11 protein-coding genes are annotated in these 11,499 nt (G+C 65.2%); 8 read left to right on the forward strand and 3 right to left on the reverse strand.

Annotated features, from left to right (window positions below; all coding sequences use genetic code 11):
* The coding region (locus tag B2527_RS15730; RefSeq protein WP_293715699.1) for an autotransporter domain-containing protein at positions 1 to 1,459 on the reverse strand (1,459 nt) is incomplete at its 3' end.
* Between the two features lie 148 nt (positions 1,460 to 1,607).
* Here B2527_RS15730 and thiS point away from each other — a divergent pair.
* The 4 genes from thiS to B2527_RS15750 all read left to right on the forward strand — a co-directional run bounded on the left by thiS (position 1,608) and on the right by B2527_RS15750 (position 5,702).
* Positions 1,608 to 1,808, forward strand: a complete 201-nt coding sequence (gene thiS, locus B2527_RS15735; RefSeq protein WP_293715701.1) for a sulfur carrier protein ThiS — start codon at positions 1,608 to 1,610, stop codon at positions 1,806 to 1,808.
* Between the two features lie 375 nt (positions 1,809 to 2,183).
* On the forward strand, positions 2,184 to 2,978 hold the full coding sequence (locus tag B2527_RS15740; RefSeq protein WP_293715828.1) for a thiazole synthase: 795 nt from the start codon (positions 2,184 to 2,186) through the stop codon (positions 2,976 to 2,978).
* Positions 2,978 to 3,748: a tRNA (guanosine(46)-N7)-methyltransferase TrmB gene (gene trmB / locus B2527_RS15745; protein ID WP_293715703.1), complete on the forward strand. Its 771-nt coding sequence runs from the start codon at positions 2,978 to 2,980 to the stop codon at positions 3,746 to 3,748. Before B2527_RS15740 ends, trmB begins: the two co-directional genes overlap by 1 nt.
* Before the next feature lie 106 nt (positions 3,749 to 3,854).
* On the forward strand, positions 3,855 to 5,702 hold the full coding sequence (locus B2527_RS15750; protein ID WP_293715705.1) for an SLC13 family permease: 1,848 nt from the start codon (positions 3,855 to 3,857) through the stop codon (positions 5,700 to 5,702).
* Between the two features lie 166 nt (positions 5,703 to 5,868).
* On the opposite strand, the gene B2527_RS15755 is transcribed toward B2527_RS15750, so the two are convergent.
* The gene (locus B2527_RS15755; protein WP_293715708.1) at positions 5,869 to 6,216 is read right to left on the reverse strand and encodes a Rieske (2Fe-2S) protein; all 348 of its coding nucleotides are present in this window, start codon (positions 6,214 to 6,216) and stop codon (positions 5,869 to 5,871) included.
* A 175-nt stretch (positions 6,217 to 6,391) separates the two neighbouring features.
* Between B2527_RS15755 and B2527_RS15760 the strand changes: the two genes are divergently transcribed.
* The 3 genes from B2527_RS15760 to mscL all read left to right on the forward strand — a co-directional run bounded on the left by B2527_RS15760 (position 6,392) and on the right by mscL (position 8,375).
* Positions 6,392 to 6,673, forward strand: a complete 282-nt coding sequence (locus B2527_RS15760) for a hypothetical protein (RefSeq protein ID WP_293715711.1) — start codon at positions 6,392 to 6,394, stop codon at positions 6,671 to 6,673.
* Between the two features lie 525 nt (positions 6,674 to 7,198).
* Complete coding sequence (locus B2527_RS15765; RefSeq protein WP_293715714.1) at positions 7,199 to 7,900, forward strand: fumarylacetoacetate hydrolase family protein; 702 nt, start codon at positions 7,199 to 7,201, stop codon at positions 7,898 to 7,900.
* A gap of 58 nt (positions 7,901 to 7,958) precedes the next feature.
* A complete protein-coding gene (gene mscL / locus B2527_RS15770) occupies positions 7,959 to 8,375 on the forward strand; it encodes a large-conductance mechanosensitive channel protein MscL (protein ID WP_293715717.1) in 417 nt (138 codons plus the stop codon).
* A gap of 66 nt (positions 8,376 to 8,441) precedes the next feature.
* On the opposite strand, the gene B2527_RS15775 is transcribed toward mscL, so the two are convergent.
* On the reverse strand, positions 8,442 to 9,422 hold the full coding sequence (locus tag B2527_RS15775) for a hypothetical protein (protein ID WP_293715720.1): 981 nt from the start codon (positions 9,420 to 9,422) through the stop codon (positions 8,442 to 8,444).
* A gap of 251 nt (positions 9,423 to 9,673) precedes the next feature.
* Between B2527_RS15775 and B2527_RS15780 the strand changes: the two genes are divergently transcribed.
* Complete coding sequence (locus tag B2527_RS15780) at positions 9,674 to 11,095, forward strand: M28 family peptidase (protein WP_293715723.1); 1,422 nt, start codon at positions 9,674 to 9,676, stop codon at positions 11,093 to 11,095.
* The last annotated feature ends 404 nt before the right edge of the window (positions 11,096 to 11,499 follow it).

Here is an 11,499-nt window from a genome sequence, read left to right on the forward strand (position 1 = left end):
CCTTCTGCCAGATCACCGCGGCCACCGGACCATGGCGGAAGCCGCCCTCCTGGCCGAATTCATAACCGCCGTTGATCGCGACGGTCAGGTTGCTGCCATCCGGCGAGCCCTTGTGCTCACGGGTTGCCGGGCCAAGCTGCACCTTGCGGGTGACGTCGTAGCCCAGCCAGCTGTAGCTGACCTGGCCATTGACCCAGGCATTGTCGCCATACCAGCCTGCAAACAGGCCCAGCGTGGTGTCGTCCTGGGTGAAATCACCCTGGCTGTTGCCAAAGTCCGCGTCCATGCGGCCGTAACCGGCAAAGCCACCGACCACCATGCCATCGCGCGCCCAATCCACGCCGAACAAGCCGGCCGGTGCCATGCCGTCATACAGGTCGGCGTGGGCATAGCGCTGCATGTCACCCCGCAGGTTGCCCCACCAGCTCAGGCCATCGGCCGGACGCCCCGCCAGGTGGCTGCCCACCTGGTCGGCACGGGCACGGCCCGTGGTCTGCGCCGAGTGACTCAGGATCTGCTGCAGGCGGGGAGCCTCCAGCACCGAAATGGCGTACTGGCCGAGAATTTGGTGTGCGGCCGTGCTCGGATGCACGCCGTCGGCAAACACGTAGGTGTTGGCGGCATTGGGGGTTGCCAGGGTCAAGGGCGAGCACACCAGCGACGATGCCGAGGTACAGGCCATGTCGCTGACATTGGTGAAACCATAGGCGCCCGGCGAGGCAACGATCTCCTGCAGGATGGTGAAGGTATCCACCGGGATCACCTGCAGGCCAGCCTGCTTCAGGCCACCGAACAGCGCATCGTTATAGGCCTTTGCCAGAGCCGTGCCCTGCGCCATGCCAACCGCGCCGCCAGCGCGCGAGGACGGGGTCAGGCCGATATCGGGCAGGTTGGGCACCATCACGTACTGCGCGCCTGCGCCTTGCAAGGCACCCACGATACCCACCTGGTCAGCCACGGCTGCACCGATGGTGGCCGCAGCGGGTGCACCGGCGGCCACCGCGAACAGGTCGTTGGCGCCACCCCAGACGGTATACAGCGCATTGGCGTCGGCCTTGCCACCGTTGGCCGCCAGGTAGCTGGCCATCTGGGTCTTCAGCGAGGCGACGGGCTGCGCCGGCGTCCCCGGGGCCAGGGTCACGCTGCTGTCCACGCCGACGCGCGCACCGCCAACCGCGTAGTTGTCACCGCCCTGGCCATTGCCGTTCGGCACTGCATTGGTGCCGGAATGGTCCGCCAGATAGTCCGACCACACCCAACCCGGGTTGGTGGTGAAACGGCCGACCAGTGCGGCATTGGGATCCAACTGCATCAGCACCGGGCGGAAATGACCGGTGTCGGTCAGGCTGTCACCAAAGAAAACCGTCTTGGAGAACGGCGACTGGGCAAGCGCCGGAACGGCAGCCAGCGCCAGGGCCACAGCGACAGCGCTGCGCAACGGACGGAGGGAAAGCGACATGGGGGAACTCCTGAGGTGGGGAAACACCGGCGGCATACGCCGCCGCACGTTGTTATGGTTTCATTACCACGTAAGAGGCACACGCTGCGCTGCGACATGGCTGGCCGGCGGGCTGGGCTTTTACGCTGGCACTGGACAGAATGCAGCCATGAACATCCAGCTCAACGGCGAACAGCGCCAACTCCCCGCCCCCCTCTCCCTGATTGAACTGCTGTCAGAAGAGGGCCTGGGCCAACGCCGGGTGGCCGTCGAGGTCAACGGTGAGATCATTCCGCGCAGCCAGCATGGCGACCACCTGTTGCAAGACGGCGATGTGGTCGAGATCGTGCATGCCCTGGGCGGCGGCTGAAACGCCGCAGCAAGGTACGGTAGTGCCGAGCCATGCTCGGCAGGGGCTTCCCCAGCATTGCGAGCAGGAGCCGCATCAGCCGCGAAGCTGGCGCTCACAACGGCCTCAAAAGCCAACCCCTCCCCAACCCTCCCCTTGCCTGCGGCAAAGGGAGGGAGCTACAGCGGCGCGCTGCCGGCGCGCATGCAGGGCGCCGCCATGCGGCATTGGGGAATTCGGGCGTTACCGATGATCCGCTTTGCCGGGCGTGGCTCGGCACTACCCGGCTCCATGCTTGGCTATGCCGAGCGTGGCTCGGCACTACCGGGCTGCTGGCTTGGCGTTGCCGAGCCTGGCTCGGCACTACCGGTCGGCGGGATGGGTGATAATTCGGGCATGAATGCACATGTCCCCCCTGATTCGCTGGTCATCGCCGGCAAAACCTATTCCTCGCGGCTGCTGACCGGCACCGGCAAGTTCAAGGATCTGGAAGAAACCCGCCTGGCCACCGAGGCCGCTGGCGCCCAGATCGTCACCGTGGCCATCCGCCGCACCAACATCGGCCAGAACCCGGGCGAGCCCAACCTGCTGGACGTGCTGCCGCCGGACCGTTACGCCATCCTGCCCAATACCGCCGGCTGCTATACCGCCGAGGACGCGGTGCGTACCTGTCGCCTGGCCCGTGAGCTGCTGGACGGCCACAATCTGACCAAGCTGGAAGTACTGGGCGACCAGAAAACCCTGTACCCGGATGTGATGGCCACCCTCAAGGCCGCCGAACAGCTGGTCAAGGACGGCTTCGACGTCATGGTCTACACCTCGGACGACCCGATCCTGGCCAAGCGCCTGGAAGAGATTGGCTGCGCCGCGGTGATGCCGCTGGCCGCGCCGATTGGTTCCGGCCTGGGCATCCAGAACAAGTACAACCTGATCGAGATCATCGAGAACGCCAAGGTGCCGATCATTGTCGATGCCGGCGTTGGCACCGCTTCGGACGCAGCCATCGCGATGGAGTTGGGCTGCGATGGCGTGCTGATGAACACCGCCATTGCCGGCGCCCGCAACCCGGTGTTGATGGCCAGTGCCATGCGCAAGGCGGTGGAAGCCGGGCGCGAAGCCTTCCTGGCTGGGCGCATCCCGCGCAAGCGCTATGCCAGCGCCTCCTCCCCGGTAGATGGGCTGATCGGCTGATGACCAATCCCTTTGACAGTGCAGGCGCCAAGGCGCCGCCCAAGCCCTTCACCGTGACCGAAGGCCGCCGCGAGATCCGCAGCTTCGTGCTGCGCCAGGGCCGCTTCACCCCGGCCCAGCAGCGCGCCTTCGACGAGCGCTGGCCGCGTTTCGGCATCGATTTCAACGGCGAACCGCGCGACCTGCAGGCCACCTTCGGCCGCAACGCGCCCAAGGTGCTGGAAATCGGCTTCGGCAATGGCGCGGCCCTGCGTTATGCCGCGCAGTTCGATACCAGCAAGGACTACATCGGCATCGAGGTGCATGCACCGGGCGTAGGCCGCCTGCTCAATGCCCTGGCCGATGATGCCGCTGACAACGTCAAGCTCTACCACCACGACGCGGTCGAGGTGCTGGAGAAGGAAATCGCTGACGGCGCGCTGGACGAGATCCGCATTTACTTCCCCGATCCCTGGCACAAGAAGCGCCACAACAAGCGCCGCCTGGTGCAACCGGCATTCGCCCAATTGCTGGTGCGCAAGCTGCGCCCGGGCGGCCGCCTGCACTGCGCCACCGACTGGGAGGACTACGCCGAGCAGATGTGGGACGTGCTCGATGCCACTCCTGGCCTGGTCAACCGTGCCGGCCCGCGTGGCGCAGTGCCGCGCCCGGATTGGCGTCCGCAGACCCACTTCGAAACCCGCGGCCAGAAACTCGGCCACGGCGTCTGGGACCTGTTGTATGACAAGCAGGGAATCGAGAACGGGGAAACGGGAGTCGACGCATCATGACGTCGTCGCGCCCTCTGTGCCGCTACGCTTGCCCAGCACGTAACACGCACGAGGGCGCGGACCGCGTTGCCCATTCCCTATTCCCCATTTCCGACTCCCGCCACTGATGGATACCGCGCTGACGCTCACCACCGATATGAAGCTCGTGCTCGGGCTGGTGGGCTTCACCATGGCGATGTTCCTGTTCGAGCGCATCCGCGCCGACGTGGTGGCGCTGGTGGTGATGGTGGTGCTGGGCGTCACCGGCCTGATCGCGCCGGAAGAAATCTTCGGCGGCTTTTCCGGTAACGCGGTGATGAGCATCATCGCCACCACAATCCTCGGCGCAGGCCTGGACCGCACCGGCGCGCTGAACCGCCTGGCCGGCTGGTTGCTGCGGCGCTCGCACGGGCTGGAAAAACGCCTGCTGCTGCTGACCACCGCCACCGCCGGCTTGAACTCCTCGTTCATGCAGAACCCGTCGGTGATGGCGCTGTACCTGCCGGTCGCCTCGCGCCTGGCCTCGCGTACCGCACTCACCTTGAAGCGCCAGCTGCTGCCGATCTCGGCCGCCATCGTGATGGGTGGCGCGCTGACCATGGTCGGCAACTCCCCGCTGATCCTGCTCAACGACTTGCTGGTTTCGGCCAACAACAACCTGCCTTCCGGCACCGCCACCATCGAACCGCTGCGCATGTTCGCGCCGCTGCCGATCGGCATCGCGTTGCTGATCGCATCACTGGCCTACTTCCGCTTCTACGGCAGCCGCAAGCTGCAGGAAGAGGAAACCGAGAGCGAGGACGGCCAGGCACCGGCCCGCACCGAGAGCTATTTCGCCAAGGCCTATGGCATCGAGGGCGATGTCTTCGAGCTGCTGGTCACCGCCGAAAGCCCGCTGGTCGGCATGACCGTGGGCGAGGCCGAGAACCTGTTCGACGCACCCATGCTGCTGGCCCTGAAGACCGGTGATGACACCCGCCTGTCGCCGCCGGCGGACATGCGCATCTGGGTGGGCAGCGTGATCGGGGCAATGGGCCCGCGCCAGCAGGTATCGGATTTCGCGCAGAACCAGTTCCTGCGCATGTCCTCGCGGTTGAAGCAGCTGGGCGACCTGTTCAACCCTGCCCGCGCCGGTATTTCCGAGGCGGTGGTGCCGCCCACCTCCAAGGTCATCGGCAAGACTGCCGGCGAACTGCGCCTGCGCAAGGAGCGCGGCATCAGCCTGCTGGCGATCAACCGCGACAAGCAGGTGATCCGCGAGGACGTGCGCAACACGCCGCTGCGTGCCGGTGACATGCTGGTCTTCCACAGCATCTGGCAGGACCTCGCCGCCGCTGCTGGCAGCCGCGACTTCGTGGTGGTCACCGACTACCCCAAGGGTGAGCAGCGCCCGCACAAGTTCAAGATCGCCATGGCGATCTTCGCCATCACCATCATCATCGCGCTCACCTCGCACCTGCCGGTCGCCCTCACCCTGCTGACCGGCGTGGCCGGCATGCTGCTGACCGGCGTGCTGCGCATGGACGAGGCCTACGCCGCGATCAACTGGAAGACCATCTTCATGATGGCCGGGCTGATCCCGCTGGGCTGGGCCATGGACAGCAGTGGCGCGGCGGCCTGGATCGCCGGCCATACCATCGACAAGCTGCCCACCGGCATCCCGGTCTGGGTGCTGGAAATCGCATTGGCCTTGCTGACCACCGCGTTCTCGCTGGTGATCAGCCACGTTGGCGCGACGATCGTGATGGTGCCGATCGCAGTCAACCTGGCGTTGGCGGCCGGCGGCAATCCCACCGCGTTCGCGCTGATCGTGGCCTTGTCGGCCTCCAACAACCTGATGACCGCCTCCAACCCGGTGATCTCGATGGCGATGGGCCCGGCCAAATACACCCCGCGCGAGATGTGGCGGGTGGGCGGACCGCTGTCACTGCTCTACACGGTGATCGTGGTGCTGATGATCAACATCATGTTCTGAGCGGGGCGTGCCGGGGGGCAGCGTAGGCGGCGAAGCCCGTGACCTTGCCGGTCGTATTCTGCACAACAACCAGTCGCGATCTGGCGAGTGCGGGCGCCGGTCTGCCATCCGCCTTTATCGGCTTCGCGGCTTACGCCGCTCCCACATCGGGGTTGTGGGCCCGGCCTCAGCCGAGCAGCACCTTTCCGTCCTGTACCCGCACCGGCACCGCGCGCAGCGAGTCGCCCTTGCACGGCCCGGCGACGCATATGCCACCGTCAAGCTCGAACGAGGCACCGTGCACGGCACAGACCAGATGCCCTTCGCGGCTCTTCAGGAACTGGCCCGGCGCCCAGTCCAGCGCGCGCCCGGCATGCGGGCAGACGTTCAACCAGGCCCGCACCTGATCGCCATCGCGGTACAGCACCAGGGTTTCGGCATCGCCATCGATCACGGCCACGACCGCATGGAAACCCTGATCCGGCACTGCGGCCAGCGGGCAAAGTTCGATTCCGGAAGCGATGGCACTGGACATTGGAACACCAATACAAAAGAGCCCGTCATTGTCGCACGCGACTTCGTTGCCCAAGACGAAGCTGACTCAACCCCTTGTCGCCACCGCCTATTCATATTCAAATTAACGACAACTTCACGCAATTGACCCCACCGCCCCTGATACTCCGTCCCAGACTCAACGTCATCGAACTTTAATGAATATCCGTTACGTCCAATTTGCCAAGCTTCGCAACCTGTTCGAGCCGCGCAAACCGCGTAATCCGCTGGTGCGGATCGCCTTGGGGCTGCTGGGTATCGCCATTCTTGCGGTATTGGTGGTGGGCGGTGTGTTCATCGGCGCAGCCATGATACTGGGCGGTATCACCTGGAAGCTGCTGGGCACGCGCAAGGCCCGCGCCAGCGCCAAGTCCGACCCAACCGTGGTCGACGCCGAGTACCGCGTAGTGCGCAAAGCCGCCCTGCCACAAGCACGCTGAGGCCCTGTAGTGCCGAGCCATGCTCGGCAGAAGCTTTCCCGACAATGCCCCAGCCGAGCATGGCTCGGCTCTACCGCACGGCGAACCCCCTTACCCCTCTCCAGCCCGCCTCTTCGCTGCGCGCAAGCGAGGGCGCAATGTAGTGCCGAGCCATGCTCGGCAGAAGCTCTCCCGGTAATGCCCCAGCCGAGCATGGCTTGGCTCTACCGCACGGCGAAGCGCCTTACCCCTCCCCAGCCCTCCCCTTCGCTGCACGAAAGGGAGGGAGCGATGTAGTGCCGAGCCATGCTCGGCAGAAGCTCTCCCGCCAATGCCCCAGCCGAGCATGGCTCGGCTCTAGCGCACGGCGAACCCCCTTACCCCTCCCCAGCCCTCCCCTTCGCTGTGCGAAAAGGAGGGAGCGATGTAGTGCCGAGCCATGCTCGGCAGAAGCTTTCCCGGCAATTCCCCAGCCGAACATGGCCCGGCTCTACAGACGCGCCCTGCGTCCGCTAGACTTCTGCGTCGTTTCACCTGGACGCAACCATGACCGATCTGATCCCCGCCCTGCCCCAGCCCCGCATTCCGGTCGAGGGCGGCGGTACTTTCCCGGTACACCGCATCTACTGCGTCGGCCGCAACTTCGCTGACCATGCCCGCGAAATGGGCGCTGCCGTGCCTGCCGCCGCCGAACGCGGCCAGCCGATGTTCTTCATGAAACCGGCCGATGCCATCGTGGTTGGCAATGCCCCCATTCCTTACCCGTCCGCCACCGCCGACCTGCACCACGAAGTGGAACTGGTGGTCGCATTGGGCAAGGACGCACCCGCCGGCGTGCTCGCCGTTGAGGACGCGATGGCGCTGGTGCTGGCCTATGGCGTCGGCCTGGACCTGACCCGCCGCGACCTGCAGGCCGCGGCCAAGGCCAAGGGCGGCCCCTGGGATATCGCCAAGGGCTTCGATCATTCCGCTCCGGTCAGCACGCTGGTACCGGCAGCGCAGGTCGGCGATCTCGAGCCGCTGGAACTCTCGTTGGAGATCAACGGCCAGCTGCGGCAGAAATCCACCTTGGACCAGATGATCTGGAACGTGCCGGAGATCCTGCATGAGCTGTCCAAGCTCTATGCACTCCGCGCCGGCGACCTGGTATTCATGGGCACCCCGGCCGGCGTGGCCGCCCTGCAACGCGGCGATCGTTTCAGCGCCAAGCTAGGGAAAATCGTACAGCGCGACGGCGTGATCGCCTGATGACATCCACTGGAGTAGGCTGCGCCCACTCCCCCTCATGCACCTTTAGGAGAAACACATGGGAATGATCAGCGAGTTCAAGGAATTCGCCATGCGCGGCAACGTCATCGACCTTGCGGTCGGTGTCGTCATTGGTGGCGCCTTCGGCAAAATCGTCACCTCGCTGGTGGACAAGGTGATCATGCCGCCGATCGGCTGGCTGATCGGCAATGTCGATTTCTCGGCATTGGCCTGGACGCTGGCGCCGGCCAAGATCGGCGCCGATGGCAAGGAAATCCCCGCCGTGGTGATCGGCTATGGCGATTTCATCAACACGCTGATCCAGTTCATCATTGTCGCCTTCGCGATCTTCATGCTGGTCAAGGTCGTCAACAGACTCTCGCGCAAAAAGGAAGAGGCGCCGGCCGCCCCGGCCGAGCCGAGCGAGGAAGTGCTGCTGCTGCGCGAAATCCGCGACAGCCTCAACAAGCACTGATGCCGGCGCAGGCCTGCGCTGGACCGACAACGGCCGGGCAATGCCCGGCCGTTGTCATTGCGGTCTTCAGAACGACAGCGCCATCGACACCTGCGGGCTGACATAGGCGGCGCTGTTGCGCCCCCCGGGCAACGAGGCCTGCACACCAACCAGGAAGCCCAGCTGATCGCTGACGTTGTATTCCACTGCCGGTGCGATGCTATAGCTGCGGCTGGCCCAATCACGCCGATGGATACGCTGCCGCTGGCCGTTCTCATCCACCACCGTGCCGTCCACCACACTGCCGGACTGATGGCTGGCACCCAGGTCCAAGGCCAACGCCCAATGCGGGTCGATGCTGTACTCCAGGCCCAACCCCGCACCCACCGCAGACCCGGGGCTCACCTGTCCACGAAAGCCGTGCCCGGTACCGTAAACACTGCGGCCGGTAAGGCTTACATCACGCGGCGACGGACTCCAGCGCGCCTGCCAGCGCCAACGCAATGGCCGTCCGTTCGGCAACCAATGGTAGGCCTGCCCAAGCAGCGAGAACGTGCTGCGATAGGCGCCACTGCCCTGCCCGTTGAGCAGGTTGTCGCCGAGCCGATCATGGCGACCGGTTGGCAGCGCCTGACCCCACATCACTGCAAGCGCAGACTTGCCGGTAAGCGGATCCCCTTCGCGGAGCAGATAGCGCAGGCGCAGCGCACTGTCCGCCAGCCGGTAGCCATCGCTGTGCTGGCCGGCCTGGGTGCTGCGCGCACTGTCCATCACTAATTCTCCGGCCAGCCGGTCGGTGAGACCTGCGCTGAGCAGCACCGACAGCAAAGACGTATCGTTCGCGTCGGCCAATGCATGGCGATCACCGTTGTCGTCGTAGCTCCCCGAACCATGCGTCTGCACCAGATAGGGCTGGAGGAAGAACTGCCCCTGCGGCAGGGTCGAAGGCGACGGGGTCAGCAAGGGGCCGGTGAAACGCACATCATCAAGTGAGTGGGCCTGTGCCCATGCCGCCGGTGACACCATCACCATCAACATCATCCCTGCAGCCCTGTTTCGCACTGTCATTACAACGTCCTGTTGAAACCACCCGATCGGTGGAAACTCAGGCTCTCCCGCGCTGCAGCATCAGAGCCACAGGAAAACTCCCATTCCCCCTGTAGCGTTTTCCACTGCGCTATCGGCCTAACTGAAGGGGATCAACAAGGCCATAAGCACTTCACTGAATCTGCCCCTGATGGTTGACCCATACCAACTGGCACATTCCCCTACTTCTGCTCACTGTTACCCTGATAGCTCAATCCACCGTGGAACCGATCATGCGCCGCCGTGCCCTTGCTCTTGCCATCGTGCTGCTCTGCACTTCTGCAGCTGCCGCCGCTGCTCCCACCCATATTCCGGACCGCGCATTGACCCAGGCCGCGCAGCTGCGCGAGCAGGCGCTGGCTGACAACACCGGCTGGCAGGTGGTGGAATCGCTGACCACCGAGGTTGGCCCGCGCATGGCCGGCAGCGAGGCCGATGCACGCGCGGTGGAATGGGCCAAGGCCAAGTTCAAGCAGCTGGGTTTCGACAAGGTGTGGACCGAGCCGGTCACCTTCCCCAAGTGGGAGCGCCGCAGCGAGCACGCCTCCGTATTGGGCGCGCATCCGCAGCCGCTGACCATCACCGCCTTGGGCGGCAGCCCGGCGGGTACGGTGGAAGCCGAGATCGTGCGCTTTGAAGGTCTGGATGCGTTGAAGGCGGCGCCGGAAGGCTCGCTGGCCGGCAAGATCGCCTATGTCGACTTCACCATGACCCGCAAGCGCGATGGCGCTGACTACGGCATCGGCGGCAGCGTGCGCAGCCGCGGCCCGTCCGAGGCTATCCGCAAGGGTGCGGTGGGTTTCATCATGCGCTCGGCTGGCACTGATTCGCACCGCATGCCGCATACCGGCATCACCCGTTACGATGAAGGCCTGACCCCGGTGCCGTCGGCCGCGCTGTCCGGCCCGGATGCCGACCAGCTCAACCGTCTGGTCGCGCGCGGTCCCACCCGCATCCGCATCGCGCTGGATTGCGGCTGGGATGGCAGCTACACCTCGCAGAACGTGATCGGTGAAATCACCGGCCGCAGCCTGCCCAAGGAAGTGGTGGTGATCGGTGGTCACCTGGATTCCTGGGACCTGGGCACCGGTGCCATCGATGATGGTGCCGGCGTCGGCATCACCATGGCCGCCGGCCACCTGATCGGCCAGCTCAAGCAGGCGCCCAAGCGCACCATCCGCGTCATCGCCTTTGCCAACGAGGAACAGGGCCTGCATGGCGGCAAGGCCTACGCTGCCGCGCGCGTGGCCGCAGGCGAGATCGTGCAGCAGCACATCGCTGCCGAGAGCGACTTCGGCGCCGGCCGCATCTATGCCTTCAATACCGGTTCGGGCAATCCGGCGGAATCGCGCGAGGCCACCCGCCAGATCGGCGAGGCGCTGGCGCCGTTGGGCATCGAATACCGTGCCAACGAAGGCGGCCCCGGCCCGGATGTCGGCCCGCTGGCGGCCAAGGGCGGTGCCTGGGCTTGGTTGGCGCAGGACGGGACCGATTACTTCGATCTGCACCACACCCCGGACGACACCCTCGACAAGATCGACCCGAAGGCGTTGGCGCAGAACGTGGCCGCCTACACCGTGTTTGCCTATCTGGCCGCCGAATCGGAAGGCAGCTTCGGCAGCGAGGCCAAGGATGTGGTGCCGCCGAAGGAATGAGGTTGGCAGGCAATGACGACAAAGGCGCCGAAAGGCGCCTTTGCTTTTTGTAGTGCCGAGCCATGCTCGGCAACAGGGCTTTGCCGGTAAGGCCTCTGCCGAGCATGGCTCGGCACTACAGGGGCTTTTTGCATTGCTGGTGGAGCACATGACGACAAAGGCGCCGCAACGCGCCTTTGTTTTTTGTAGAGCCGAGCCATGCTCGGCAACGGGGCTTTACCGGGAAGGCCTCTGCCGAGCATGGCTCGGCACTACAGGGGCTTTTTGCATTGCGGGTGGAGCACATGACGACAAAGGCGCCGCAAGGCGCCTTTGTTTTGTAGTGCCGAGCCATGCTCGGCAAAGGGACTTTACCGGTAAGGCCTCTGCCGAGCATGGCTCGGCACTACAGGGGCTTTTTGCAT

The sequence above is a fragment of the Stenotrophomonas sp. UBA7606 genome (assembly GCF_002477705.1).
GTDB lineage: Bacteria > Pseudomonadota > Gammaproteobacteria > Xanthomonadales > Xanthomonadaceae > Stenotrophomonas.

Bases quoted from the DNA above. Each gene is read 5' to 3' on its own strand.
- thiS (WP_293715701.1), top strand. From the start codon at position 1,608: ATGAACATCCAGCTCAACGGCGAACAGCGCCAACTCCCCGCCCCCCTC.
- B2527_RS15740 (WP_293715828.1), top strand. From the start codon at position 2,184: ATGAATGCACATGTCCCCCCTGATTCGCTGGTCATCGCCGGCAAAACC.
- trmB (WP_293715703.1), top strand. From the start codon at position 2,978: ATGACCAATCCCTTTGACAGTGCAGGCGCCAAGGCGCCGCCCAAGCCC.
- B2527_RS15750 (WP_293715705.1), top strand. From the start codon at position 3,855: ATGGATACCGCGCTGACGCTCACCACCGATATGAAGCTCGTGCTCGGG.
- B2527_RS15755 (WP_293715708.1), bottom strand. From the start codon at position 6,216: ATGTCCAGTGCCATCGCTTCCGGAATCGAACTTTGCCCGCTGGCCGCA.
- B2527_RS15760 (WP_293715711.1), top strand. From the start codon at position 6,392: ATGAATATCCGTTACGTCCAATTTGCCAAGCTTCGCAACCTGTTCGAG.
- B2527_RS15765 (WP_293715714.1), top strand. From the start codon at position 7,199: ATGACCGATCTGATCCCCGCCCTGCCCCAGCCCCGCATTCCGGTCGAG.
- mscL (WP_293715717.1), top strand. From the start codon at position 7,959: ATGGGAATGATCAGCGAGTTCAAGGAATTCGCCATGCGCGGCAACGTC.
- B2527_RS15775 (WP_293715720.1), bottom strand. From the start codon at position 9,422: ATGACAGTGCGAAACAGGGCTGCAGGGATGATGTTGATGGTGATGGTG.
- B2527_RS15780 (WP_293715723.1), top strand. From the start codon at position 9,674: ATGCGCCGCCGTGCCCTTGCTCTTGCCATCGTGCTGCTCTGCACTTCT.